The organism is Streptomyces sp. NPDC029466 (assembly GCF_055574515.1).
In genome coordinates this window covers 49390-74872 of sequence record NZ_JBVHZH010000022.1, presented here as the reverse complement: position 1 = coordinate 74872, position 25483 = coordinate 49390, and the positions used below count along the sequence as shown (strand labels likewise).

General features: G+C 71.4%; 19 protein-coding genes. 10 read left to right on the top strand and 9 right to left on the bottom strand.

From position 1 onward, the window contains the following. The first annotated feature begins 87 nt into the window (after nt 1-87). Together ACZ4XD_RS18515 and ACZ4XD_RS18510 are read left to right on the top strand one after the other, a co-directional pair. Nucleotides 88-1323 carry a SpoIIE family protein phosphatase gene (locus ACZ4XD_RS18515; RefSeq protein ID WP_468043305.1) on the top strand — a complete coding sequence of 412 codons (1236 nt, stop codon included), beginning with the start codon at nt 88-90 and terminating at the stop codon, nt 1321-1323. Between the two features lie 246 nt (nt 1324-1569). Then, nucleotides 1570-1989 carry a PPOX class F420-dependent oxidoreductase gene (locus ACZ4XD_RS18510; RefSeq protein WP_468043303.1) on the top strand — a complete coding sequence of 140 codons (420 nt, stop codon included), beginning with the start codon at nt 1570-1572 and terminating at the stop codon, nt 1987-1989. A 111-nt stretch (nt 1990-2100) separates the two neighbouring features. Here the strand turns inward: ACZ4XD_RS18510 and ACZ4XD_RS18505 are convergent, their stop codons facing one another. Next, entirely contained in the window at nt 2101-2988 is an 888-nt protein-coding gene (locus ACZ4XD_RS18505) for a SigB/SigF/SigG family RNA polymerase sigma factor (protein WP_468043301.1), read from the bottom strand. Between the two features lie 484 nt (nt 2989-3472). On the opposite strand from ACZ4XD_RS18505, the gene ACZ4XD_RS18500 reads away from it, so the two are divergent. The 4 genes from ACZ4XD_RS18500 to ACZ4XD_RS18485 all read left to right on the top strand — a co-directional run bounded on the left by ACZ4XD_RS18500 (nt 3473) and on the right by ACZ4XD_RS18485 (nt 7494). Then, the gene (locus ACZ4XD_RS18500; protein WP_468043299.1) at nt 3473-4366 is read left to right on the top strand and encodes a Vgb family protein; all 894 of its coding nucleotides are present in this window, start codon (nt 3473-3475) and stop codon (nt 4364-4366) included. A gap of 378 nt (nt 4367-4744) precedes the next feature. Next, the gene (locus ACZ4XD_RS18495) at nt 4745-6034 is read left to right on the top strand and encodes a PP2C family protein-serine/threonine phosphatase (protein WP_468043402.1); all 1290 of its coding nucleotides are present in this window, start codon (nt 4745-4747) and stop codon (nt 6032-6034) included. Between the two features lie 152 nt (nt 6035-6186). Next, complete coding sequence (locus ACZ4XD_RS18490; RefSeq protein ID WP_468043297.1) at nt 6187-7029, top strand: DUF1206 domain-containing protein; 843 nt, start codon at nt 6187-6189, stop codon at nt 7027-7029. 138 nt (nt 7030-7167) lie between these two features. Beyond that, a complete protein-coding gene (locus ACZ4XD_RS18485; protein ID WP_468043295.1) occupies nt 7168-7494 on the top strand; it encodes a hypothetical protein in 327 nt (108 codons plus the stop codon). A 78-nt stretch (nt 7495-7572) separates the two neighbouring features. On the opposite strand, the gene ACZ4XD_RS18480 is transcribed toward ACZ4XD_RS18485, so the two are convergent. The 4 genes from ACZ4XD_RS18480 to ACZ4XD_RS18465 all read right to left on the bottom strand — a co-directional run bounded on the left by ACZ4XD_RS18480 (nt 7573) and on the right by ACZ4XD_RS18465 (nt 13927). Then, nucleotides 7573-9384, bottom strand: a complete 1812-nt coding sequence (locus ACZ4XD_RS18480) for a M28 family metallopeptidase (protein WP_468043400.1) — start codon at nt 9382-9384, stop codon at nt 7573-7575. Nucleotides 9385-9761: 377 nt separating this feature from the next. Then, nucleotides 9762-11291 (bottom strand): L-piperidine-6-carboxylate dehydrogenase, encoded by a 1530-nt coding sequence (gene amaB / locus ACZ4XD_RS18475; protein WP_468043293.1) that lies wholly within the window; start codon nt 11289-11291, stop codon nt 9762-9764. 45 nt (nt 11292-11336) lie between these two features. Continuing rightward, nucleotides 11337-12728: a 2-oxoadipate dioxygenase/decarboxylase gene (gene hglS / locus ACZ4XD_RS18470; protein WP_468043291.1), complete on the bottom strand. Its 1392-nt coding sequence runs from the start codon at nt 12726-12728 to the stop codon at nt 11337-11339. A 29-nt stretch (nt 12729-12757) separates the two neighbouring features. Continuing rightward, entirely contained in the window at nt 12758-13927 is a 1170-nt protein-coding gene (locus ACZ4XD_RS18465) for an NAD(P)/FAD-dependent oxidoreductase (RefSeq protein ID WP_468043398.1), read from the bottom strand. Nucleotides 13928-14109: 182 nt separating this feature from the next. Between ACZ4XD_RS18465 and ACZ4XD_RS18460 the strand changes: the two genes are divergently transcribed. Beyond that, nucleotides 14110-15024: a LysR family transcriptional regulator gene (locus tag ACZ4XD_RS18460; RefSeq protein WP_468043289.1), complete on the top strand. Its 915-nt coding sequence runs from the start codon at nt 14110-14112 to the stop codon at nt 15022-15024. 387 nt (nt 15025-15411) lie between these two features. After that, entirely contained in the window at nt 15412-16809 is a 1398-nt protein-coding gene (locus ACZ4XD_RS18455) for an amino acid permease (protein ID WP_468043287.1), read from the top strand. Between the two features lie 79 nt (nt 16810-16888). Here the strand turns inward: ACZ4XD_RS18455 and ACZ4XD_RS18450 are convergent, their stop codons facing one another. Further along, complete coding sequence (locus ACZ4XD_RS18450) at nt 16889-17803, bottom strand: LysR family transcriptional regulator (RefSeq protein WP_468043285.1); 915 nt, start codon at nt 17801-17803, stop codon at nt 16889-16891. Nucleotides 17804-17959: 156 nt separating this feature from the next. On the opposite strand from ACZ4XD_RS18450, the gene ACZ4XD_RS18445 reads away from it, so the two are divergent. Together ACZ4XD_RS18445 and ACZ4XD_RS18440 are read left to right on the top strand one after the other, a co-directional pair. After that, complete coding sequence (locus ACZ4XD_RS18445; protein WP_468043283.1) at nt 17960-20932, top strand: FAD-binding and (Fe-S)-binding domain-containing protein; 2973 nt, start codon at nt 17960-17962, stop codon at nt 20930-20932. Then, nucleotides 20925-22073 carry a Glu/Leu/Phe/Val family dehydrogenase gene (locus ACZ4XD_RS18440; protein WP_468043281.1) on the top strand — a complete coding sequence of 383 codons (1149 nt, stop codon included), beginning with the start codon at nt 20925-20927 and terminating at the stop codon, nt 22071-22073. Before ACZ4XD_RS18445 ends, ACZ4XD_RS18440 begins: the two co-directional genes overlap by 8 nt. Nucleotides 22074-22116: 43 nt before the next feature. Here the strand turns inward: ACZ4XD_RS18440 and ACZ4XD_RS18435 are convergent, their stop codons facing one another. The 3 genes from ACZ4XD_RS18435 to ACZ4XD_RS18425 all read right to left on the bottom strand — a co-directional run bounded on the left by ACZ4XD_RS18435 (nt 22117) and on the right by ACZ4XD_RS18425 (nt 25483). After that, nucleotides 22117-22419 carry a hypothetical protein gene (locus tag ACZ4XD_RS18435; protein ID WP_468043279.1) on the bottom strand — a complete coding sequence of 101 codons (303 nt, stop codon included), beginning with the start codon at nt 22417-22419 and terminating at the stop codon, nt 22117-22119. Nucleotides 22420-22535: 116 nt separating this feature from the next. Continuing rightward, entirely contained in the window at nt 22536-23438 is a 903-nt protein-coding gene (locus ACZ4XD_RS18430) for an aminoglycoside phosphotransferase family protein (RefSeq protein ID WP_468043277.1), read from the bottom strand. A 71-nt stretch (nt 23439-23509) separates the two neighbouring features. Further along, a complete protein-coding gene (locus tag ACZ4XD_RS18425; RefSeq protein ID WP_468043275.1) occupies nt 23510-25483 on the bottom strand; it encodes a cellulase family glycosylhydrolase in 1974 nt (657 codons plus the stop codon).

Here is a 25483-nt window from a genome sequence, read left to right as displayed (position 1 = left end):
CGGCCGCCACTCTGCACCCGTTTCCTAGATGAAACGGACATTTAGGCACGTAAGTGTCATGAGCAGGGAAGCGAGCCCCGGACGAGGATGCGCCCACCCCGAACCCACCACCACGACCACCGGCCACAGTGGCAGCTTGCGCATCCGTTGTCCGCTCTGCGGATGGCTGCCCGGCGCGCCGTCCGGCCGCGGGGCGAGGCGCCGTCCCGCGGCGCGGGCGTCCGCCGGCACTTCGCCTCCGTAGTACCGGTTCTGATCATCGCGGCCGTCACGCTCCTCGCCCTGACGGGCGGTACCGGGATGAGCTGGCTGCCGCTGCTCGCCGTCGGCCCCGCGCTGGCCGCCGCGACCAGCGGGCGGTGGGGAGTGCTCCGGATCGGGGCGCTGGCCGTGGCACTGGGCGCGGCCGTCGGAATCCATGCCGGGACGCCGGATCGTGAGCTGGCGATCGTGCTGTCCGCCCTGTCCGCCGTGACCCTGGCCAGCAGTCTGGCCGCGACCCTGCGCAGGCGTCGGGAACAGGTACTGGCCGCGGTCCGCTCGGTCGCCGAGGCCGCGCAGCACGCCTTCCTCAAGCCGGTCCCCGCGACCGTGGGGCCGTTCCAGGCGGCGGTCCGGTACAGCGCCGCCGCGGCCGAGGCGCGGATCGGCGGGGACCTGTACGCACTGGTACCCACCCCGTACGGCATCCGGCTCATCGTCGGCGACGTCCGCGGCAAGGGACTGCCGGCGGTCGGCGTCGCCGCTCTGGTCCTGGGCGTCTTCCGGGAAGCGGCCTACGACGAACCGGATCTGCTCGACGTCGTGCACCGCATCGAACGGAGCCTGGCGCGCAACCTCGGACCGGACGACTTCGTCACCGCGGTGATCGCCGGCTACCCCGACGCCGACCGGATGGAGCTGGTCAACTGCGGGCATGCCGCTCCGCTGCTGGTCCAGGACTCGGGCGTGCTGCCCGTGGAGCCCGCCCGGCCGACCCCGCCGCTCGGCCTGCGGGCCCTGGCCGACGAGTCCCCGGCCCTCCAGGAAGTAGCGCTGGCCGACGGAAACCAGCTGCTCTTCTACACCGACGGCGTGACCGAGGCCCGCGACCACGAGCGGGAGTTCTACCCGCTCGTGGAGCGGCTGGCGGTGCATCTCTCCGAGGAGCCGTCCCGCACGCTCGCCGCGCTCCATGAAGATCTGCTCACACATGTGGGCGGAGAGCTCCATGACGACGCCGCGATGCTGCTGCTCCGGAAGCCGGTCGTCGCCCCGGTGGTATCGAGTGCCGTCGATGGGCCGGTCGAACGGTGCCCTTCGCGGCCGGTGCCCGCCGAATAGGAAGCGGGGGTGGGAGCGGACCCTGGGCCTCGTTTCTCGTGATCGGTGCCCGGTCGGACGGCGGTGGCGTGGGCGGGGGACGCCGGGGGGGTGCCGGGGCCACGGTAGCCCCGTCGCCCCCGGTCACCCCGGCGCCCGGTCGCCCCGGTCAGCAGGAAGGGGAAAGGTGAGCTGAGTACAGTCTTTGATGTCGATCATGTCGAACGTCCCGACCGGCGGGCGGCACCGTAGTGGAGGGCACCTCAGATGTCGAAACCACCGCTTCCCGATGCGGCAGTCACCATGTTGGGGAAGGCGAACCCCGCGGTCATCACGACGCTGCGGGCGGACGGGCAGCCGGTCTCCACGGCCACCTGGTATCTCTGGGACCACGGCCGGGTGCTGGTCAACATGGATGAAGGCCGCAAACGGCTGGCACACCTCCGCAACGATCCGCGGGTCACGCTCACCGTGCTGGACGAGGGCAACTGGTACACGCACCTCAGCCTCATCGGCCGCGTCGCCGACATCCGGGCGGACGACGCACTCACCGATATCGACCGACTGGCACAGCAGTACCTCGGCAAGCCGTACCCGCAGCGGGACCGCCGTCGGGTCAGCGCCTGGATCGAGATCGACCGCTGGCACGGCTGGGGCAGCTTGAAGGACAGCAGCCAGGCCGGCTGATCACGAGCGGGCCCGGCGCGGTGGGGGTTGGACCCGCGCCCGGTCGGCACCTGCCCTGGCCGCCGGGGGACTCCCTGGTCACGCCTCTGAGCCGGCGTCACGGCCGGCGCTTCAGCCCTCGGCGAGCAATGCCTCGCGCAGGGTGGTGCAGGCGCGGGTCAGCAGGCGCGAGACATGCATCTGCGAGAGGCCGAGCTCCTCGCCGATCTCGGCCTGTGTCATCTCCGCCCCGAAGCGCAGCTGGAGAAGGGTGCGGTCGCGGTCGTCGAGCTTGGCCAGGTGTGGCTTGAGGGCCTGGATGTCTTCGGCGAGGCCGAGGGCAGGGTCCTCGGCACCGATGAGGTCGGCGACGAAACCGGTCTGCTGCTTGCCGCCACCGCCGGCCTGGATCGGCCGGTCGATGGAGTCGCTGTCGTAGCCGTTGCAGGCCACCAGGCCCTCCGCCACCTCACTCTCGGGCAGGTCGAGGTGGTCGGCGAGCTCCGCGACGGACGGCTCGTGACTGCCCTCCCCCTCCAGCTGCTCCCGTGCGCGGGCGAGGTCGATCCGGAGCTCCTGGAGGCGCCGCGGCACCCGCACCGACCAGGTGGTGTCGCGGAAGAAGCGCTTGATCTCGCCCTGGATGTAGGGGACGGCCAGCGTGGTGAACTCCACGTCACGGGAGGGGTCGTAGCGGTCGATCGCCTTGATCAGACCAATCGTCCCGACCTGAAGGACGTCCTCCATGGACTCCCTGCGGCTGGAGAACCGGCGGGCGACATAGCGCACCAGGGAGAGGTTCATCTCGATGAGGGTGTTCCGCACGTACTGGTACTCGGGCGTGCCCTCCTCCACCGACTCCAGCCGCGCGAGGAAGAGCTTGGACAACTCCCGTGCGTCGGCCGGGGCGACGCGCTGCGGCGCCTCGATGTGCGGCAGCACCGTCAGAGCCGGAACGGCACACACCTTCGACGTGGTCTCCGGCTCCATTCCGGCCGCCGTGGTGCTGTTGGTCCTCATGCTCTGGCTCCCGCCTTGTTGCTGAGCCCCCGTCGCACGCTCCCCTACCCGACGCTGACACATGCATGTCCACTCTTTCCGGTGCGTTGCCCCGGGGCGAGCGGTGGCGACCGGAGTTTTCGGTGAGTGCGGGCGGCGGGCGGCGTTCCCTCGGCGGGAGTCCTCGACGGGCAATCAACTGCGCGCGGGGTACCTGACGTTGGAGATTTCCGGGGCCAGCCCCTCCGCCGGCTGACATCTGCGGACGCACTCGCCCCTCCGGCAGCGCCGCTCGCCGCGACGGAGAGCTCGCCAAATTTCTTGTTGCTTCTGCGGCGGCGCCGTGGCAGCATTCTTAATGCAACTGAAGTAGCAGTAGCGACGCTCCGGTCGGCCTGCTCCGACGCTGCCGCTCCCGCACGTACGCCCGCTCCCCCACTCCCGACCACGGCCCCGCACGCCCCACCCCGCACCCCGCACCCCGTCGAAAGGACCAGCCCCACCGATGACCCGACGCACCGCCTCGTTCCAGCAGATCCCCGTCTCCGACGCGGACGCGGGCCCGTATGCCCTCACCACCGGACCAGATGGCGCCCTGTGGTGCACCTTGGTCCACGCGGGGCAGATCGCCCGCCTGACCCCGGACGGCCAACTCGACCGCTTCGCCCTCGACTCCACGGACTGTGGACCGTCCATCATCACCTCGGGCCCCGACGGCGCCTTGTGGTTCACCCGGAGCCGGGACCATCGGATCGGGCGGATCACCGTGACCGGCGAGGTGAGCTCGTTCCCCCTCCCCACTCCGGGCAGTGGCCCCTTCGGCATGGTGTCCGCCCCCGATGGAGCGCTGTGGTTCACCCAGCTGCACGGCGACCGGATCGGACGGATCACCGCGGACGGCCGGGTGACGGAATTTCCGCTGCCGCTCAGCGGCGCGTTCCCCTCAGCCCTCACCACCGGGCCCGATGACGCCCTCTGGTTCACCCTCAATCAAGCGCATGCGATCGGTCGCATCAGCTTCGACGGGGACATCACCCTCCACCCCCTCCCCACCGAGAACGCCGCGCCGGTCGGCATCACCTGCGGCGGGGACGGCGCACTCTGGTTCGTGGAGATAGGCGCCGGCCGAATAGGCCGGATCACCACCGACGGCCGGATCGATGAGTTCCCGCTCCCGGACCCCGCGTCCCGGCCCCATGCGATCGCCGCCGGACCGGCCGGTGACTACTGGTTCACCGAATGGGGAGCCAACCGCGTCGGGTCCATCACCCCGGACGGCCGCATCGAGGAGTACGACCTGCCGATCGCCTCGTCCGAACCGCATGGCCTGGCCTTCGGGCCGGACGGTGCTCTCTATGTGGCGCTGGAGGTCGGCGTGGTGGCCCGGCTGGCGCTCTAGGCAGAGCGAGCGGTTCATCTCTGCCTGCGGTGGCGTCGGCAGGGCTGCCTGCGGTGGCGTCGGCAGGGCTGCCTGCGGGCGATGGCGGCACGGAACCGGTGGCCTTGTCACCCCGCTGGGTCGCGGCGTGAGTGACGCATCGCTTCCGGTCACTCAGCGCCCACCGTCCGCAACCCGGAGGGGTCGCTCCGGTGCCGTACCGCGGTGTCGCTGTCGGCGAGCTCCGTCCGGGTGTCACCATCGACAGCACAGGCATCGCCACTGGCCGCAGGGGCAGCCGAGGATGCCGCGGAAGGGACAGCCCACGGGCCGGACGGCCCGGTGGGCCGACGCCCGAGGAAAGGTGCCTCCATGAGCAGTCCTGCCGCCCGGGGGCGGATGCTGGGTGACCTCATCGCCGCGAGCCATGTGGTCACCCTGGAGCAGATCCCGGACGTGGTCGCCAAGCACGCGGCCAAGGTCGGCTGGCTGGATGTGCAGATCTACCTGGCCGACCTCCAGCAGGTCATCCTGTGCCGGCTCGGCGGGCAGGACTCCGGTCCCGAAGGCGAGACGGAGTCGGCGGCGGACGTGGTGCGGGTGGAAGGCACGCTCGCCGGCCGGGCGTTCCAGACCGGGGCCATCGTCGCGGGCAGCAGCTCCGAGGCGGACCAGTGGTGGGTGCCGATGCTCGACGGCACCGAACGGCTGGGGGTGCTGCGCGCCACCGCCGCCCCGGACTCGGAGATGGACGCCCAAGCGGCCCAGGACCTGCGCAACCTCGGCGGGCTGATCGCCTTGATGCTGGTCAGCAAGCGAGGCGTGAGCGATACCTACGCCCGGCTGGTGCGGCGCCGGAGGATGAAGGTGGCCGCAGAGATGGAGTGGCGCGTCATGCCGCCCCGGACCTTCGCCACCGACCGGGTGCTGATCAGTGCGGTGATGGAGCCGGCCTATGAGGTCAGCGGCGATGTGTTCGACTACGCCATCGCCGAGGAGACCGTGCACCTGGCGCTCTTCGACGCCATGGGCCACGACACGGCCGCCGGGCTGACCGCGAACCTCGCGCTCGCCGCAAGCCGTAACCACCGCCGGCAGGACCGCGGCATCCTGGAGATCGCCGGGGAGGTGGAACGGGCCCTCGTGGCGCAGTTCAGCTCGAACCGCTTCGCCACCGGCATCCTCGCCGAGCTGAACGCCGGCACCGGAGCGCTGACCTGGACCAGCCTCGGACACCCTCCGCCGGTCATCATCCGCCAGGGGCGTACGGCCGTGACGCTGTCCTGCTCGCCCGCCCCTCCCATGGGCACCGACCTGGGCGTGCCGCCGACACTGTGCCGGGACCAACTGGAGCCCGGCGACCGGCTGCTGCTCTATACCGACGGCATCACCGAGGCACGTGATCGCAGGGGACACGAATTCGGCCTGGAGAGCTTCACCGACTTCCTCATCCAGCACCACGCCGATGGACTGCCCGTACCCGAGACGCTGCGGCGGCTGATCCGGCGTCATCTCGCCTACCACGACGGACGGCTGGAGGACGATGCCACCGTGCTGCTGCTGGAGTGGAGCGGCCCCACCCCGTACCGCCCCGCCCGTGTCGAGGCCCTCGCCGGTCTCCCCGAGCACACCACCCCCGCCACCGCCCTGCCCACCCCGTGGACGACGCCCGGCACGGACGCCCCGTGACGCGGTCCGCGCCGGGGGCGCCTTCGCGGTGGAGCGGGACGACGACGGCGTATGCGGAGCGGCTGCGGCCGGCGGGCCCGGTGGTTTCCGTTCTGCGGCCAGGGGCAAACGGAGGGCACCCGACAGCTGGGTCAAGCCTCTGGAGGCCACATATGCACACCACCACCGCGGTACCCCACCTCGGACGAGGCACGGCCCACCGCGCGGCCCGCAGCTCGGCGGTCCGCGTTGCGGCACGTGGTGGTTTCGTGGCCCGGGGCGTGATCTACCTGCTCGTGGGGGTGCTGGCCCTGCGGATCGCGTTCGGTGACTCCGGTGAGCAGGCCGACCGGGGCGGGGCGCTGGCAGAGCTCGCCGCCCGGCCGTTCGGCAACGTACTGATCTGGGCGCTCGGTGTGGGCCTGGCGGGGATGGCGCTGTGGCGCCTGTCCGAGGCGGGGTTCGGCGCGGCCGGGCCCGACGGGCACAAGGCCGGTACCCGACTGCTGTCGTTCGCCCGCTTCGTGTTCTATGCCGTGGTGTCGCTCTCCGTGGTGTCCTTCGCCGCAGGTGAGAAGGGCAGCGGAAGCGGGTCGAGCGATCAGCAGTCCCGGGATGCCACGGCCCAGGCCCTGGGCCTGCCCGGTGGCCCCTGGCTGGTGGCCGCCGCGGGTGTGGGCGTTGCCCTCGCCGGGGTCTGGATCGCGGTGCGCGCCGTTCTCCGCACGTTCCACAAGCATCTCGACCGGAGCGGAATGTCGCCTCGGCTGCGGCGCGGGATCGATGTGCTCGGCATATCCGGCGGTCTCGCCCGTGGTGGGGTGTTCGCGGCCGCCGGGGTGTTCGTCGTCAAGGCCGCGGTGACCTACGATCCCGACCGGGCCAAGGGCATGGACGACACCCTCCGCTCCTTCGCGGACACCTCGGCCGGCCCCTGGCTGCTGGCCGCGATCGCCGCGGGTCTCGCCCTGTTCGGCCTCTTCTCGTTCACCATGGCCCGGTGGCGCAACGTCTGACCACGCCACCACGCCGCGCCGCGCCGCGCAGGCAGCGCCTCTCCCGCGTCATCGCACGGCTCAGCCTCGCCGCACGGCCTACCGAATTCGCGCCGCGCACCGACCACTCCCCTGCCCCATGACAGGAGTTCCTCGCGCATGACCGAGACCCATCAGAACGCCCGAACGGTACGAGCGGTGTTCCGGGCGGAGGCCTTCGTCCGGAACGGTCGCTGGCACCTCGAAATCGCCAGCCTTGACCGTGAGCCCGACACCGGCGACACCGAGGCCCTGCTCGTCACCCTGTGGCCCGTCGAGGACACCCCCGACGGCAGCGGCTTCCCGGCCGGCCCGCTCGGCGTGCAACTGCACGAGAACGGCTTCGTCCTCGCCGACCCGGACCATGGCGCCGGCGGCTGGACACCGACCGGCGACCGAGGCCACTACAGCGCGGTGTGCTACCCGACGGGCGGGACGACGGCCTGACGCCTCCGGCACCGGAGGGGCGGGGCACACCGGCGCCCGCCCCTCCGATGCCGTCGGATCAGCCGGGAACAGCCGGGATCAGCCGGTCTGGAGCGCCACGTCGTCGACGACGAAGCTGGTCTGGAGACTGGCGTCTTCGGTGGCGGTGAAGGTCAGGGTGATGCGCTGTCCGACATAGCGGCTCAGGTCCAGGGTGCGCTGGGTGTAGCCACTGGAGGCGTCGGTGTTGGAGAGGGTGGTCAGGGTGGTGCTGCCCACCTTGACCTTGAAGGTGTCGTAGGCGACGCGGTCGGACTCATCGGTGTCGATGTGCAGCCAGTAGGTCAACGTGGCCTTGGCGCATCCGGCGGGCACGGTCACCGACTGGTTGAGGGTATCGGTGGCGGAGGAGCCGTAGCCGCCGAGCCAGGCGAATCTGCTGCCGCTGTGGGCGGACTGACCCGCGTGGGCGCCGATCGTCCCGGTGTCACCTGTCCACGGGGTGGTGCCGCTCTCGAATCCGCCGTTGGTGAGGAGCTGTTGGGCGGTGCAGCCGCCGGTTCCCCGGACGGTCAGGGTGTAGGTCGTGGTGTGGGTGACGGACCCGGTACCGGTGATGGTGAGGGGGTAAGTGCCGGGTGCGGTGGCCGAGGTCGTGGCGACGGTCATGGCCGAGCTGCTGCCGGAGGTCACCGAGGCAGGGTTGAAGGAGACGGTCACCCCGGCCGGAGCGCCGGTGGCCGACAGCTGCACGGTCTGGGCGGATCCGCTGGTGGTGGCCGTGGAGACGGTGCTGGTGGCCGAGCCGCCCGGGTCGACGCTGCCGGTGGCCGGGCTGGTGGCCAGGGAGAAGTCGTTCGCCGGGGTGGAGTTGGTGACGGCGAGCTTCCACAGGGTGTAGGCGATGCCGTCGGCGCTGCGGTTCAGTCCGGTGGCGTTGATGTTGTTGGTGGTGTCACAGGACTGGTGGTAGCAGGGGTCGTAGGCACGGCTGGCGGTGCCGCCCCACTTGGCCGCCTGCGCCGAGGTTTTTCTGGCGCCGGCCCCCATCGCGTATCCGGAGGTCGGGATGCCGGCCTGCTCGAAGGAGTAATCGTCGGAGCGCCCGGCGCCCTCGGTGTTCTCCTCGGGCTGGAGGTTGAGGGAGTCCCAGTACGCCTTCATCGGCTGGGCGGCGGTGGAGTTGATGTGGTTGATGAAGTAGCCGCCGTTGGTCGAGGCGACCATGTCGAAGTTGTAGTACGCCTTGATCTTCGACCGCTCGGTGGCGGAGAGCGAACCGACGTAGAAGTCGGAGCCGTTGAGGCCCTGTTCCTCGTCGGTCCACCAGCCGAAGCGGACCCGGGCAGCCATGGCCGGGTGCTGTTCCGCGAGGGTCAGTGCCGTCTCCAGCAGCGCGGCCGAGCCGGAGCCGTTGTCGTTGATGCCCGGACCGGCGCCGACGCTGTCGAGGTGGGAGCCGAACATATAGACCTTGGTGGCGTCGCCCTGCGGCCATTCGGCGATCACGTTGGGTCCGGCCCCGCTCGCGCAGCCGGAGGTGCAGGGCTGTTCGGTGACGGTGTAGCCGGCCGCCTGGAGCTTGTTCTTGACGTAGGCGACGGAGTCCCGGTAGCCCTGCCCGCTGGACTTGCGGTTGCCGCCGTTGCGGGTGGCGATGGCGTTCAGCTCGGTGAGATGTGCCTGGACCTTGGCCACATCGATGTCCGGGGCGTCGGCCGCCGAAGCGCCGGGGACGGAGGGGCCGTTGACCGCTGTTCCGGGAGCGCCGCCTGCGGCCTGGCCGGTGGATATCGCGGAGTGGGGCGGGTGGGTCCGGGGGGTCACCGCGGCCGCGGGGGCCACGGCCAGTGCGGCCGCTCCGATGGTGGCGGCGAGGGAAACCCCGGCCACCGCGAATCTTCGAAACACCATGACTCCTTGAGGGGGTAGGGAGTGCTACCGACGGAGGTTCTGGTGGAGCGCCGGGCCGTGGCAGCGCCTTGCCGTCCGGCCGGCTGCGACGAGGTGGGGCTCATGCGCGGCGGGGGAAGGCATGTCCATGACCCAAGCCGCCGTACCATCACACCACCGCACCCACGACGTCAACGGATGTCCCCGCGTGGAGCGGTGTTTGTCGAAAAACGGCAGGTGGCGCCCGATATCCGGGCACTTACCGGTGCCTGCGGCGGCTCCCGGACCCGGCGCCGGGCCCTCCGTGACACGACGAACCCCCGCCCCGGCTGGGAAGCCAGGGCGGGGGCACAGGTTCCGCTCACGCGGATGACGTCCCGTCAAGCGGTCGTGGCCTAAAGGAAGCTGACGTTCTGGGCGAGGGCGAGCCGGCTGGAGTAGTTGATGGTGTTGGTGGCGGAGCGCATGTAGGCGCGCCAGGCATCGGAACCGGACTCACGGCCGCCGCCGGTCTCCTTCTCGCCGCCGAAGGCGCCGCCGATCTCGGCTCCGGAGGTGCCGATGTTGACGTTGGCGATACCGCAGTCGGAGCCCTCCGCCGACAGGAAGAGCTCGGCCTCCTGCTGGTCACGGGTGAAGATGCTGGACGAGAGGCCCTGCGGGACATCGTTGTGCAGCGCGATGGCCTCCTCCAGGGTCTCGTAGGTCTGTACGTACAGGATGGGGGCGAAGGTCTCCTCGCGGACCACATCGGTCTGTGCGTCGACGCGGACGATGACCGGCTCGACGTAACTGGCCCGGGGGGCGGCGTCGGTGAGGCGCCGGTTGCCGCCGGCCAGGATCTTGCCGCCCTCCGCCTGTGCGCGGACCAGGGCGTCCTGCATGGTGTCCAGGGCCTGCGGGGTGATCAGCGGCCCGACGAGGGTGGTCTCGTCGAAGGGGTCGCCGATGGGGAGCTTCTGATAGGCGGCGGTCAGCCGGGCGATCAGGGTGTCGGCGATGTCCCGGTGGACGATGAGACGGCGCAGGGTGGTGCAGCGCTGCCCCGCGGTGCCGGCCGCGGCGAAGACGATGCCCTGGACGGCGAGGTCCAGGTCGGCGGAGGGGGCGACGACCGCGGCGTTGTTCCCGCCGAGTTCCAGGAGGCTGCGGCCGAAGCGGGCCGCGACGCGGGGGCCGACCTCGCGTCCCATACGGGTCGAACCGGTAGCGCTGACCAGCGCGACCCGGGGATCGTCGACGAGCTTTTCCCCAGCAGTGCGGTCCCCCAGCAGCAGGCGGTGCACATCACGCGGTGCCCCGACCTCCTCGGCGGCCCGGTCCAGCAGCCGGGTGCAGGCGAGCGAGATCAGCGAGGTGAGCTCGGAGGGCTTCCAGATCACGGTGTCGCCGCAGGCCAGGGCGACGGCGGTGTTCCACGACCAGACGGCGGCGGGGAAGTTGAATGCCGAGATCACACCGACCACACCGAGCGGGTGCCAGGTTTCGGCGAGACGGTGGCCGGGGCGCTCGGAGGCGATCGTCCGGCCGTAGAGCTGACGGGACAGCCCGACGGCGAAGTCACAGATGTCAATCATTTCCTGGACCTCGCCCAGTGCCTCGGAGCGGATCTTGCCCGCTTCGATGGTGATGAGGTCGCCCAAGTCACTCTTGTGTTCCCGCAGCAACTCCCCCAGTCGGCGGATGAGTTCGCCGCGGCGGGGCGCCGGGGTGGTACGCCAGGTGAGGAACGCCTCGCGGGAGGCGGCGAGGGCCTCCTCGGTGTCGGCGGCGGTGGCGGCGCGCAGGCCGAAGAGGTCTTCACCGGTGATGGGGCTGCGGGCGTGGAAGTCGCCGCCTTCCTCGACGGTGACGCCGACGCGGGCGAGGGCGGCGCGGGCGCGGGTGCGCAGGTCCTCGGTGGTGGGGAGGGCGGTGGCGGTCATGATGCTCCTTGGGGTGGGGAGGGGTGGGGTGACGGCTCGGCCGGGTCAGCCGGGCAGTCCGTCCAGGGCGAGTTCTCGGGCGACCTGGGCGAGGGAGCGGTTCTGCTGTTCCTCGTAGAGGTCGAAGGGGTCCAGGACCTCGCGTCCGATGGCGCCGGAGAGCCAGGCGCTGTCGTAGGCGATGCCGGTGCGGTCGTTGTTCCTGGAGCCTTCGTCGCTGAGGTTGGACTGGAAGATGCCTGCTGCGGAGCGCGGCAGGAAGTCCTCGTAGACGATCGGTTCGGCCCGCACCCAGCCCTGGTCCAGCAGGGCGTCGAGGCCCGCGGGCGGGCGGCTGCCGTCCGCCGGCCGGCCGGGCACGACGTGATAGGTGAAGTGCGCCAGGCCCTGGGCGGCGAAGGCGTGTTCGGTGTCGGGGAGTTCCGCCATCCACACGGCGCGGGCGACATCGGCCCGGTCGGCCTGCGGATCACGGGCGGTCAGTTCGTCGACGCGGGCGAGCAGCGCGTCGTAACGGGCCCGGCCCCGGCGGGTGAGGGCGATGCCACGGGCTTCGACCTCACCGAAGCGCACCCGCAGGGCCCCGCTGATCACCTCGCCGTCCGGGGTGCGCATCGCGCGGGGCTCGGCGAGGGCACGGAAGGAGGTCTGGCGCAGCAGGACATCGGGGCCCGGCCACCGGGGCGGCCCCTGAATGGCGTCGATCATCTCGATACCGCGCTCGGTCATCCGCCGGTAGAGCGCATCGATGTCCAGCACACGGGGGGTGAGGTGGTTGATGTGGGTGCTGCGTACGCCGCCGATGTCCGCGGCGACCGCGGAGACCTTCTCCAGGGTTTCGTACCAGGCCCTGTCGACCGGCTCCGGGGAGAGTTCGAAGACCTGCACGGCGAGGTGGAGGAAGCGTTCGGCGTCCGTGTCGGACAGTTCTCCGGCGGCTTCCGCGCGGTCGGCCAGGGCCAGCAGTTCCGGGGGGAACAGCTGCCGTCCGGCGAGGAAGTTCTCCAGTCGGGCGCGGAGTTCGGGGTCGAAGAAGCGGGGGTCCGCCGGGGTGAGCAGGGAGGTGAAGACGCGGAACGGATTCCGCGCCAGTTCCGCACCGCCTACGGGCCGGAAGGCGGTCGAGACGACGGGGATCGCGCTGCCGGCGGCCTCCCGCAGGTCGTAGAAGCCGACCGGGTGCATGCCCAGGGCGCCGAAGATCCGGGCGACCTGTCCGAGTTCCTCGGGTGTGCCGACCCGGATGGCGCCGTGCCGTTCCGCGGTCACCCGCCCGATCGACCCCAGGCGCTCGGCGTCGGCGCCCCGCTCCCGCAGCACCTCCTCGTTGACCTCGTGCGAGACGTCCACCAGCGTCGTGTAGGCAGGGACTTCCCGCCCGTACATGTCGGAGAGCCGCCGGGCGAAGGCGGCGCGCAGTTGCCACTGACTGAACATCGACAGGTCTGCCTTTCGGTCGGGGGAAGTCACACCACGTGTGCTTCGGGGCGGGTTTCGGCACCGGTCGTGAACCGGTCGGCGCTGAGCGGGGTGATGTCCACGAACGGGGTGCGGTCGAGGTGGAGGTCGCGCATGATCTCGCCGACCGCGGGGGCCTGGAGAAAGCCATGGCCGGAAAACCCCGTGGCGTACAGGAAGTTGGGCAGCGTGCCGGAGCGTCCGATCAGTGCGTTGTGGTCGGGGGTGACCTCGTACAGTCCGGCCCAGCCGTCGTGGGTCTCCATGTCGGCGAGGGCCGGGGCCCGGCGCCGTGCGGCGGCGCGGAAGAGCCGGAGCCAGTCCGGTGTCCAGGTGGTGTCAAAACCGTCGGCCTGCTCGGGGTCGGCGAGACCGAAGAGCAGTCCGTCGTCGCTGTTGTGGAAGTAGGCCGTGGAGGCGAAGTCGATGGTGAAGGGGATGCGCGGGGCGGGCGGCGCGAGCGGCGCCGTGAAGGCGAGCTGGCGGCGCACCGGGCGCACCGGGAGGTGAACGCCGGCCATCGCACCGATCCGTGCGGACCAGGCGCCCGCGGCACAGATGACCGTGGAGCAGGAGATCCGGCCGTGGTCGGTGTGGACGGTGGTGACCCGGTCGCCGGTGGTGTCGAGACCGGTGACGGCGGTGTGCGGGGCGAACACCACCCCCGCACGTGCGGCGGCGCGCGCATAGCCCTGGACCGCGAGTCCGGGCCGGGCATGGCCGTCGGTCGGTGAGTAGGCGGCGGCCACCAGCCCGTCGGTGCTGAGGTAGGGGCACAGCTGCTGTGCCTCGCGGGGCCCGATCATGCGGCTGGGGACGCCGAGGCCGTTCTGGAGGTGGACGCCGGTCTCGAAATCCGCGGCCTGCTGGTCGCTGGTGAGCAGGAAGAGGTAGCCGACGCTGTCCAGCCGGATGTCGGCACCGGGCCGCTGCGGGAAGTCCTGCCAGGCACGCAGACTCCTGCTGCCCAGGGCGATGTTGAGCGGGTCGGAGAACTGCGCCCGTACGCCGCCGATCGGCTTGCCCGAGCTGCCGCTGCCCAGCTCACCGCGTTCGACGACGACGATGTTGTGGACCCCGGCCTCGGCCAGATGGAACGCGATGCTGGTGCCCATCACACCGCCGCCGACGATCACCACGTCGGCCGTGGGCGGGACGGTGCGGGAGGTGGATGACATGGACAAGAGGCCGATCCCTTCCAGAGGCCCGGCCCGGTGCCGGTGGGCGTCCGTCCGGCACCTGGACTGGGCTGTCAATGCATGGCGAGGAGTGCTGATCAGCTAGCTGCCCGTCATCGTGCAGCACCCCGACCGTTGACGTCTACGAACAGTTCCTGCGTCTGATCTATTACGATCTCTATATGGACTGGACGAGTGCCCAGCTGCGGTCCCTGGTGGAGTTGACCAGGCGCGGCACGATCACCGCGGCGGCCCAGGCCCTTGGATACACGCCCGGCGGGGTCTCCCAGCAGATCGCCGCGCTGGAGAAGGCCGCGGGCATGGAGTTGCTGCGGCGGGTCGGGCGGCGGGTGGAGCTGACCGATGCCGGCCGGACGCTGGCCCGCCATGCGGAGCGGATCCTGTCCACGGAGGCGGAAGCCGTCGAGGCCCTGGAGCGCACCCGGCACGAGATCTCCGGCGTCCTCCAGGTGGGGCTGTTCGCCACGGCGGCCGCCGAGTTGCTGCCGCCGGCGCTCCAGGAGGTCCGGCGGACCCATCCCGCGCTGACGGTGCAGAGCCGCGATATGGATGTGGACGAGGTCTATGACGCCGTGGCGTCCGGCGCGGTGGACCTGGCGCTCGGTCTGGACTACCCGGATGTGCCGATTCCGCGCGAGCCCGCCCTGCGGGTGCGGCGGCTGTACCGCGAGCGGTTCGCGCTGGCGGTACCGGCCGGATCGATGCCGGGCCGCGAGGTGATCGGCCTGGCGGAGACCCAGGAGCTGGGCTGGATCCTGCCGTCGGCGGACAGCTACTACGGGCGTGCGGTGCGCACCGCCTGCCGGCGGGCGGGTGTCGAACCGCGGGTCCGGCACGAGGTGACCGATACCGCGGCCACGCTGGCGCTCGTCGAGGCGGGGATCGGGGTGAGCACGGTGACGGATCTGATGCTCGGCCTGCGGGCGTCCCGCCTGGACGTGCTGCGGCTGCGGGAGCGGATCGAGCGGCACATCGTGGTGATGTTCCGTTCCTCCGTGGAGCACCGGCCCACGGTGACGGCTCTGGTCGATGTCCTGCGGGCGGTGTCCGGGGAGCGCAACGAGCCCTCCGAATAGGCCCGCCCCGTGAGTCAGGGACGGCCCACCCGCCCGCACAACGTCCTTGATTCCGAGGCGAGTCGGCCTGCCCCGAGGAACAAGATGCGACTTACACGAGAGCCCGACGCCCTCACCCTGTGATGCGACTGCGCCAGTTCTCCTTGCGCTCAGCACCGCAAGTTGTCGCCCTGCGGTCTCTTTTGCCAGGGGACCTCGTGAGCGATGGTTTCAGGCCAGTGGTGACCCACGCCACAACGGTGGCCCGTCGTGCTGCCGGTGCCTGACAGGGAGCGATCGATGTCCCCTCATCACACCCCGAAATCCGCACTCCCCGCGCTGCTGGGAAGAGGCCCCAAGGGGGTATTCAGGCGAACTCTTCCCCAAGAACAGCCCACCGGTGCGCGCATGGTGCGCACGCTGGGCCTGACCCAGCTGACGATGATCGGCATCGGCGCCATCATCGGGGCCGGCATCTTCAGTCTGGCCGCGGCCGTCGCCCGGGATGTCGCCGGTCCCGCCGTCCTGATTTCGTTCCTGGTGGCCGGAGCCGCCTCGCTCTGCGCGGCCTTCGCCTACGCCGAATTCGCCGGCATGGTGCCGAAGGCCGGCTCGTCCTACACCTACTGTGCCGCGGTGCTCGGGGAGATCGTGGGCTGGATCGTCGGCTGGGATCTGCTCCTGGAGTACACCGCGATCGTCGCCGTCGTGGCGATCGGGATGTCGGGCTATCTGGGCTTCCTGCTGGAGGCCGTCGGCATCCATCTGCCGGCCTGGGCCCTGGGCGCTCCCGGCACCGGGGCCGGGCACAAGATCGACCTGCTGGCGGTGGCGATCTGCCTCGGTGTGGCCTGGCTGCTGACCCGTGGCACCCGCACCTCGGCCCGGGTGGAGACGGTGCTGACCATCGTCAAGATCGCGATCGTGCTGCTGGTGATCGTGGTCGGCTTCACCAAGGTCGACAGCGGCAATCTCCAGCCCTTCGCGCCGTTCGGTCTCGGCGGGGCGTTCACCGGGGCGGCGACGGTCTTCTTCGCCGTCTTCGGCTATGACGCGCTGAGTACGGCCGCGGAGGAGTCACTGGAGGCGCGGCGCAAGCTGCCGAAGGCGATGATGCTGTCGCTGGCGGTCTCCATGGTGCTGTATGTGCTGGTCTGTGTGGTGCTCACCGGTATGCAGCACTACAGCGAGATCAATCCGAAGAGCGGTATCTCCAGCGCGTTCCAGAGCGTGGGGCTGAGCGGACTGGCCAATGTGATCGCGGTCGGCGCGGTCATCGGCATCGTCACCGTGACCTTCTCCTTCATGATGGGCGCCTCCCGGCTGTGGTACGCCCTCAGCCGGGACGGCCTGATGCCCGCCTGGTTCGGCGCCATCCACCCCAAGCGGAAGGTTCCGCACCGCGCCACCTGGCTGATCGGTGGGGTGTCCGCCGTGCTGGCCGGGGTGCTGCCCATCAACGCCGTCGCCGAACTCACCAATATCGGCGTGCTGCTGGCGTTCGTGGTGGTGTCCGCCTCCGTGTTGCTGCTGCGCTACCGGAAGCCGCACCTCAAGCGGGGTTTCCGGTGTCCGGGCATGCCGGTGGTACCCCTCCTCGGCATCGTCTTCTCCCTCTGGCTGATGTCGTTCCTCCAGTGGGAGACCTGGGTGCGGCTCGGCTGCTGGCTGGCCGTCGGCCTGGTCATCTACGCCGCGTACGGCTACCGGCACACCCGCCAGGTCATGCCGGGCGGCTCGGTGGATCTCGACACCCTGGACGACCTGTCCGAATCCGACGAGGCCGAGCCCACACCCGTCCCGTGACGGGCGGTCGGCCACCCCTGCCGGCGCTCCGTCCCTCCCTCCTCCCCGGGAGGGACGGAGCCCGCCTCCGCCGTCACCGTCAGGCGTCCTCCGCCGGATGCAGATACGGCTCACCGGACGGCACCGCGCGGCGCAGACAGCTCAGCACGGCGGGGAGCAGCGGATTGCTGTTCTCACTGCGGTGCAGCGCCATCACCTGACGGTGCGCGGAGCGCTGGGTGAGCCGGGTGGCTTCGACCTCGTCACTGGGCAGGTGGCCGAGTGCCGGGACCACCGCCACGCCGAGGCCGGCCGAGACCAGCTCCCGCACCACGGCGTAGTTGTTGCTGCGGAAGGCGACGGCGGCCTCGAAGCCCGCGGCCGCGCACAGCCGGACGAAGGACCGCGCCCCGGCGGTGTCCTCCCGGCTGGTGATCCAGCGGGCCCGGGACAGCTGGGACAGCTGCGCGCTCAGGCCGCTGCCCCGGGCCCTGAGCAGGATGAGGTCCTCCCGCAGCAGATGATGGCGGGTCAGGCCGGCGGGCCACTGGCGGGGGCTGAGGCCGTACTCGTAGACCAGCGCGATATCCAGATCACCCTGGCTGAGCGCGGTCAGGAGTTCGTCGGGTTCGGCCTCCTCCAGCTGGATCCGGGCGTGCGGATGGGTCTCGACGAGGGCGGACAGCGCCGAGGGCAGCAGCCGGACATCGGCTGTGGGAAAGCTGCCCAGCCGCAGCCGGCCGGTGGCGCCGGTGGCGAGCTCCTGCACCTGGTGGTCGAGATCGTCCATGGCGGCCAGCACATGGGTACTGAGATCGACCAGCCGGTGGGCGGCGGCGGTGGGGCGGATACCGTGCGCCTCCCGCTCGAACAGCACCAGCCCGGTCTCCTTCTCCAGGGCGGAGATCTGCTGTGAGATGGCGGAAGCGGTGTAGCCGAGGTCGCGGGCCGCGAGTGCGAACGACTCGCTGCGGACGACGGCCTTCAGCGTGAGCAGATGCAGTGGCTTCAGCAAGGCGGGCTCCCCGGGGACGCGGTGGGCGAGCATAAGCATTCATTGCCCTCAAGCGTCAATACTCGCGCCCTGCTGGGCCTTGTCCCTGCCCCCTCGGGCCCACATCGTGGTCTCACCATGCCGAACGCGACCGGTGAGCACAAAGGAGCAAGCACGGTGACCACAACAGCGCAGGGCCCCGGCAGCCTCGACGCGGCGGCCGTGACCGAGGCCCTCGGCGCGGGGGACTGCGGAGAGGTCGCCGGCGACGCCGGCCGCCGGGCACAGTACGCGTCCGATGCCTCCAACTACCGGCAGATCCCGCTGGCCGTCGTCTTCCCCGGCGAGCGGCGGCACATCCGGAACACGCTCGATGTCTGCCGTCGGCTGGGCGTGCCGGTCACCGCACGCGGCGCGGGCACCAGCACCTCCGGGCAGGCCGTCGGACCGGGCGGGGTGCTCGACTTCTCCCGCTACTTCCACCGGTTGCTCGCACTGGACCCCCAGGCCCGGACCGCGACCGTCGAGCCCGGCATCGTGCTGGACGATCTCCAGCGGGCCGCCGCACCGCACGGCCTGCTGTTCGGCGCCGATCCGTCCACCCACAGCCGCTGCACGCTCGGCGGCATGATCGGCAACAATGCCTGCGGATCACACTCCCTGGCCTGGGGCCGCACCGCGGACAACATCGTGGAACTCGAAGTGATCACCTACCGCGGCACGGTGGTCCGGCTCGGCGAGATGACCGCGGAGGAGATCGACGAGGCCATCGCGGCGGGCGACGACCGCGGCGAACTGATCGCGTCGCTGCACGGTCTCGCCCAACGCCATCTGGCGGTGCTGCGCACCGGACTGGGGCGGTTCCCGCGGCAGGTATCGGGCTACGCACTGGAACAGCTGCTGCCCGAGCGGCGCTTCAACCTCGCCCGCGCGCTGGTCGGCAGCGAGGGCACACTGGCCGTCATCCTCTCGGCGACCGTCCGTCTCCTCTCCCCTCCCCCCGCGCGGGCCCTGGTCGTCCTCGGGTTCTCGGACGCCTGCGCCGCGGCCGACGCGGTCCCCGCCCTGCTGGCGCATCGGCCGCTGGCGCTGGAAGGGCTCGACCACGCGCTGACCGACATCGTCACCCGGCCCGCGACCCGGGCCGCCATCGACACCCTGCCGGCCGCACGGGCCTGGCTGTTCGCCGAACTCGGCGGTACCGCGGACGCGTTGCCCCGGCAGGCCGAGGCGCTGGCCGAGACCGCGCGCCGAGCCGCCGGATGCACCGGCAGCGAGGTCATCACCGACCCCGTGCGCGCCCGCACACTGTGGCGGATCCGGGAGGACGGCGCGGGGCTGGCCACCCGTTCGCCCGAGGGCGCCGAAGCCTGGCCCGGATGGGAGGACGCGGCCGTTCCACCCGACCAACTGGGCTCCTACCTGCGCAAGTTCACCGAGCTGCTGGCTCACCACGGGCTCCAGGGCGCCGTCTACGGGCACTTCGGCGAAGGCTGTCTGCACGTCCGGATCAACTTCGACTTCGGCACCGAACAGGGCACCGCCGTCTTCCGCGCCTTCGTCACCGACGCCGCCCGGCTGATCGCCGCCCACGGTGGTTCGCTGTCCGGTGAGCACGGCGACGGGCAGGCCCGCTCCGAGCTGCTGCCGCTGATGTACGGACCCGACATCATCGCGCTGTTCGAGGAGTTCAAGAGCATCTGGGACCCCGACAACGGCCTCAACCCCGGCATGATCGTCCAGCCGCTGCCGGTCGACGGGAATCTGCGCGTCAGCCCGCACCGCACACCGCTTCCCCTGGCCACGGTCTTCCCCTTCCACGCCGACGACGGGGACTTCGCCAAGGCCACCCGCCGCTGCGTCGGCGTCGGCAAATGCCGCTCCGCCGACCACCGCGGCGACGTCATGTGCCCCAGCTACCGGGTCACCCGGGACGAGAAGGACTCCACCCGCGGCCGCGCCCGTCTGCTGTACGAGATGACACAGGGCGAAGTGATCACCGACGGCTGGCGCTCCACCGAAGTCCGCGACGCCCTCGATCTGTGTCTGTCCTGCAAGGGATGCAGCGCCGACTGCCCCGTCGGAGTGGACATGGCCACCTACAAGTCGGAGTTCCTGCACCACCACTACAAGGGACGGCTCCGGCCCGCCTCGCACTACACCATGGGCTGGCTGCCGCTGCTGTCGCGGCTGGCCGCCCGGGCTCCCCGGCTGGTCAACGCGCTCACCTCGTCCCGCCTGGCCCCGGCCGTCAAACGCCTCGGCGGGATCGACGCACAGCGGGAACTCCCCCGGTTCGCCGGGCAGACCTTCCTGGCCTGGTTCCGCGGCCGGACGCCCCGGGGCGACGGACGGCGCGGCCCGGTCGTGCTGTGGGTCGACTCCTTCAACAACCACTTCAGCCCCGAGGTCCTCCAGGCCGGGGTGGCCGTGCTGGAAGACGCCGGGTTCCGGGTCCAGGTCCCGGACGGCACGCAGTGCTGCGGACTCACCTGGATCACCACCGGACAACTCGGCACGGCCCGCCGCATCGCCCGGCGCACCACCGCCGCGCTGGCCCCCGCCGTCGCCGCCGGCCTCCCCGTCGTCGGACTGGAGCCGAGCTGCACGGCAGCCCTCAAGACCGATCTGCCCGAACTCCTCGACGGCGACGAGGACGCCCGTGCCCTCTCCCGCGCCACCCTCACCCTCGCCGAACTCCTCGTCCACCACGTCCCCGACTGGCAGCCCCCGCGGATCGAGGCCCGCTCGATCAGCCAGACCCACTGCCATCAGCACGCCACCTCCGGCTTCAGCGCCGACAGCGCGCTGCTGGACCGGCTGGGCATCGACAACACCGCACTCGATTCCGGCTGCTGCGGCCTGGCCGGCAACTTCGGCTTCGAACGCGGCCACTACGACGTCTCCGTCGCCGCGGGCGAACAGGTCCTGCTCCCCGCGGTGCGCTCGGCCCCGGCGGACACCCGGATCCTGGCCGACGGCTTCAGCTGCCGCACCCAGATCGCCCAGCAGACCTCGCGCCGCGGCACCCATCTCGCCCAGCTGATCGCCCAGGCACTGCGCCCGGCCGGCACCACCGCCCGGGCCGGCCTCCCTTCGCTTCCTACACTTCCTACGCTTCCTACCGAGAAGGAACACTCCCGTGACTGACGCACTCTCCCTCGTCGACGAGTGGGGCCCGGAGAAAATCGTCGTCGTCTCGCACCGGCGCACCGGCATGAAGGGCGTCCTGGTGATCGACAACACCGCCCGCGGTATCGGCAAGGGCGGCACGAGGATGAGCCCCGGCGTGACCGTGGAGGAGGTCTCCCGGCTGGCCCGTGTCATGACGTGGAAGTGGGCGGCTGTCGACCTCTTCTACGGCGGCGCCAAGGCCGGCATCGTCGCCGACCCGGCGTCCCGCGACAAGGAGGCGGTGCTGCGCGCCTTCGCCCGTGCGCTGTCCAACGAGGTGCCCCGCGAGTATGTGATGGGGCTCGACATGGGCCTGACCGAGAGTGATGCCGCCATCATCCAGGACGAGCTGGGCGACCGCGGTGCCGCCGTCGGCACCCCCGAGCATCTCGGCGGGGTGGCCTACGACAAGCTCGGCGTCACCGGCTACGGGGTCGCCGAGGCGGCCGACGCCGCGGCGCAGCACCAGGGGCTGCCGCTGGCCGGCTCCCGGGTCGCCCTCCAGGGCTTCGGTGCGGTCGGCAGCGCGGCCGCCACGCGGTTCGCGGAGCTGGGTGCCACGATCGTGGCGGTGTCCACGGCCCACGGGGTGCGGTACGACCCCAGCGGTCTCGACGTGGAGGCCCTGCTGGCGGCGCGCGACGAGCACGGCGACCACTTCGTCACCCGTTACCCGGCCGGTACCGCGCTGCCCGCAGGCGCCGAACTCACCGTGGACTGCGACATCTTGGTGCCCGCCGCGCTCCAGGACGTGATCCACCGCGGCACCGCGCACGAGATCAAGGCGAAGCTCATCGTGGAGGGCGCGAACCTGCCGACCTCGGCGGAGGCCCGGAGCATTCTCGCCGAGCGCGGTGTGACCGTGCTGCCCGACTTCGTGGCCAATGCCGGCGGTGTGGTCGCGGCCGCCTTCGCGATGGATGCCCGCTACTCCGGGTTCCGGCCCGGCACAGCGAGCATCTTCGCATCGGTCTCGGCCAGGCTGCGGGCCAACACGGTGACGGTCCTGGACGAGGCCCGGCAGCAGGACATCACCCCGCATGCCGCCGGCCGCCGCCTCGCCGAGGACCGGGTCCGCGCCGCCATGCGGAGCAAGGGCCGTCTGCCGCGCGACTGAGCCCCGCGGCACCGGAGCACCGCAGCACCGCACGCGAGGGGTATCAGACCGGACACGCCTCATGGGTCTTGACGACGGTGAGCGTGGCATGGCGGCCCTGTAGGGGTGCGCCTTCCTCCGGGCTCTGCGAGCAGACCTTCCAGCTCGCCGGCCACAGCACATGGCGGCCGGCGCCGCGCCCGTCCCGGAGCTGGACGGAGGTGTCGAAGTTCAGGGCCCGGTAGGCGGCGACCAGGCCCTGGCCCGCCACCCGGGGCATCCGCTCGGGGCCGTCGGCCTGCGCCGGAGCGGCCGGGACCAGGCAGGACAGGACAAGGAACGAGGTGGTGACGATACGTTTCACCACCTGAGAACGATCATTCCGGGCATCGGTCACCTCCGGCTCCACGACCGGCCCCACGCGCCTGGGCCGAGGCCGTGCGGCCGGGCCCGGCGGACCGCACGCCCGACGGTGATCCGCGGTCAGACGGCGCCCTGCGCATGCTCGATGCGGACTTCCTCGATGACCTGCCGGGCGGTGGCCGCCATCACCGGGTTGGTCTCGCGGTAGTAGCGGAGTTCGTTGAGCGCGATCGACAGCGCCCAGCCGCGGCCGCGGGCCCAGGTGGCGTCATCGGCCCCCAGGGCCGTACGGAAGGCGCCGCGCGCATCGGCCGGCAGCAGATACCACGCCACGATCAGATCAACGGCGGGATCGCCGAGGCCGAGGCAGCCGAAGTCGATGACGGCGGCGAGCCGTCCCCGGACGGTCAGCAGATTTCCTGGTTGCAGGTCTGCGTGGATCCAGACGGCCGGGCCGGGCCGGGCGGGCGCCTGGAGGGCCGTCTCCCAGGCGGCGATCGCCGCGCCGGTGTCGATGATGCCGGGCAGCTCCGCCACCGCGGCGCGGGTCGCGTGGTCCCGGGCCGCCAGGGATTCGCTGCGGTAGGACGGCGGCCCGTCCGCGGGGTCGATCCGGTGCAGCGCGGTGACGAACTCCGCCAGCTCCGCCGCGAGCGCGTGGGGCACGGCCAGGCGGCCGGTGGCCGGTGTCTCCCCGTCGAGCCAGCGGTAGACGGACCACGGCCAGGGGTAGCCCTCGGCGGGCGCGCCCTTGCCCAGCGGTCCCGGTACGGCAACCGGGAGCGAGGGGGCCAGCCGTGGCAGCCAGTGGTGCTCCTTGGCCACGTCGGCGGCGGCCCCCTCGATGCGCGGGAGCCGTACGACCATGTCGTCGCCGAGCCGGAACATGGCGTTGGAGGTGCCGGCGGAGTCGACCATCGTGACGGGCAGGTCCGCCCACCGGGGAAACTGCGCAGCCACCAGACGGCGCACGAGAGGCACGTCGGTGTCCGCCTCGTCGGGGTGCATCCTGCGCGCGCACATGGGCGCCCTCCGCATCGGAACGGTGTCGTGGACAGCCTCCCTTGATACCCCGGCCGGCCCTTCGGGGCGACTCAGTTTTCTCCGGTCAGGGGGCGGCAGAGCAGGGCGTCGGGGCGGCCCAGGTGGCCGATGCGGTGGGTATAGGCGATGCATGCCGCGTAGGAGCGGGTGGGGCACTGTCCCTTGTAGTGACCGTGGGCGAAGTCGCCGCCGGGACCGCCGGGCGGGCGGTTGTCGCCGCGGTCGAACCAGAGGGTGCTGCCGCCCGTGCCGAGAGCGGTGCGGGCCGGTGTGCACAACGCGGCGGAGACCCTCTCACCCCGCAGGCTGTAGCCGGTGAGGAAGTGGCCGTCGGGACACTGGAGTTTGCTGTAGCCGGGTGCCCAGTCGCCGCCGGCGGGGACATGGCGTTCGTCCCGCACCACGGTGGGGGTGCTGCCGGGTGTGTGCACAGGGCGGGCCGTGGGGGCGTCGGTGCACAGTCCGCGGCCCCGGGTGTGGCTGAGGCCGATGAGCCGTTCGCCGTCGGGGCAGGCCGCCTTGCGGGCGCCGCTGTCCCAGTCGCCCAGCGAGCGGGCGCTCAGGGACTGCACGAAGTCGCGGTGGTCGGTGGTGAGCAGGTGCCAGGCGGGGGCCGGCGGCACCGGTCCCGTCTTTTGCGGCGCGGTCATGAGCCGGTGCCATGCGGCCGCCCGCCAGTCGGCGCCGTCGAGGATTTCGCTGCGGCGCCCGGTGTTGTCGTACCGCAGCATGGCCCAGTTGTCCCCGGCCGGCCGGTCCTGGCCGTCGGTGCTCCAGCCGACGAGCGGCCAGTAGGCGAAGTCCGTGTCGGTGTCGGCGAGGTAGTCCGTGAGGTTGCCGAACCAGGCACGGGCAGCCGGGTTTGATTCCTCGGAGCCGACGCCGAATTCGCTGATCCACAGGGGTGCGGTGAAATGCTGACCGCTCTCCGCGGAGACGTAGAACGCCTGGTCGTGCAGTACGGCACGGAGCTGGTCGCGGGTCAGGTCCTGGTAGCGGGGGTCACTGGTCTCCCCCACCCCTGTGGCGCCGCTGTGGTGCGGGCCGGTGTAGCCGTAGAAGTGGGCCGAGTAGACGAGTTTCCCGGAGGTGACGAGGGTGTGCGAGAGCGTACGGACCGGGGCCAGGGTGGGGCGGCCGTGTGGCAGACCGTCCACCGGCACGCCGGTCCAGTTGATGCCCTCGATGACGATGAGGAGACGGGGGTTGGCCTCGGTGAGGATCCGGTCCGCCGCCTCCTGCGCGGCGGCCTGCCAGTCGTGGCTGTCGCCCAGGCCCCAGTTGGGGTCGTCCAGGACGTCACGGCGCACCTCGTTGTAGAGGTCCGCCCCCACCACGCGGCTGTTGTGCTGGTAGCGGCGGGCCATGAAGACCCAGTCATCGGCCCATTGCCGGGTGGACTGGCGGCTGTTCCACCGCTCGTTGCCGTCGAGACCGCAGCACCATCGGGTGGTGTTGGTGTGGTTGTTGAGGATGACCGCGAAGCCGCCCGCGGTCAGCGCCTCGACCACGGCGTCAAAGACGCGCAACGGTGTTTTGCCGCGCAGTTGCGGGTTGGCGGCGACCGCGGCATCGGGCACGGGGGCCGTGGCATGGAGCATCTCGTTGGAGAACGGCAGCCGGACGCTGTTCAGGCCCAGCGCCCGGAAGTCCGCCAGCAGAGCGCCGATCCCCACGCGGTCGAGGCCGAGGGGTATGCCGTGGGAGTTCTGGCCGCCGTGGTGGCCGGCCGGGTCATCGATATCGCCCGAACCGTTCCAGGAACCCTGTGCCCCGTCCCAGTTGGCGGACTTCAGCCGGAAGCGCCGGCCGTCGGCGTCGACGATGTAACGGCCCCTGGTGGAGAGCGGAGCGGTCCACGCCTCCGCGGCCTTCCCGGCGGCGGACGGTCCGGCCGCGGCAGCAGCCGGCAAGGCCGCGGCAGCAGCCGGCAAGGCCGCGGCAGCAGCCGGCAAGGCCGCGGCAGCAGCCGGCAAGGCCGCGGCCGCCCAGGAGACGGCGAGTCCCGTCAGCACGCGGCATAT

What these genes read in the sequence shown, in the direction of transcription:
- ACZ4XD_RS18515 (WP_468043305.1), top strand. Translation starts at nt 88, where the DNA reads ATGCGCCCACCCCGAACCCACCACCACGACCACCGGCCACAGTGGCAG.
- ACZ4XD_RS18510 (WP_468043303.1), top strand. Translation starts at nt 1,570, where the DNA reads ATGTCGAAACCACCGCTTCCCGATGCGGCAGTCACCATGTTGGGGAAG.
- ACZ4XD_RS18505 (WP_468043301.1), bottom strand. Translation starts at nt 2,988, where the DNA reads ATGAGGACCAACAGCACCACGGCGGCCGGAATGGAGCCGGAGACCACG.
- ACZ4XD_RS18500 (WP_468043299.1), top strand. Translation starts at nt 3,473, where the DNA reads ATGACCCGACGCACCGCCTCGTTCCAGCAGATCCCCGTCTCCGACGCG.
- ACZ4XD_RS18495 (WP_468043402.1), top strand. Translation starts at nt 4,745, where the DNA reads ATGCTGGGTGACCTCATCGCCGCGAGCCATGTGGTCACCCTGGAGCAG.
- ACZ4XD_RS18490 (WP_468043297.1), top strand. Translation starts at nt 6,187, where the DNA reads ATGCACACCACCACCGCGGTACCCCACCTCGGACGAGGCACGGCCCAC.
- ACZ4XD_RS18485 (WP_468043295.1), top strand. Translation starts at nt 7,168, where the DNA reads ATGACCGAGACCCATCAGAACGCCCGAACGGTACGAGCGGTGTTCCGG.
- amaB (WP_468043293.1), bottom strand. Translation starts at nt 11,291, where the DNA reads ATGACCGCCACCGCCCTCCCCACCACCGAGGACCTGCGCACCCGCGCC.
- hglS (WP_468043291.1), bottom strand. Translation starts at nt 12,728, where the DNA reads ATGTTCAGTCAGTGGCAACTGCGCGCCGCCTTCGCCCGGCGGCTCTCC.
- ACZ4XD_RS18465 (WP_468043398.1), bottom strand. Translation starts at nt 13,927, where the DNA reads ATGTCATCCACCTCCCGCACCGTCCCGCCCACGGCCGACGTGGTGATC.
- ACZ4XD_RS18460 (WP_468043289.1), top strand. Translation starts at nt 14,110, where the DNA reads ATGGACTGGACGAGTGCCCAGCTGCGGTCCCTGGTGGAGTTGACCAGG.
- ACZ4XD_RS18455 (WP_468043287.1), top strand. Translation starts at nt 15,412, where the DNA reads ATGGTGCGCACGCTGGGCCTGACCCAGCTGACGATGATCGGCATCGGC.
- ACZ4XD_RS18430 (WP_468043277.1), bottom strand. Translation starts at nt 23,438, where the DNA reads ATGTGCGCGCGCAGGATGCACCCCGACGAGGCGGACACCGACGTGCCT.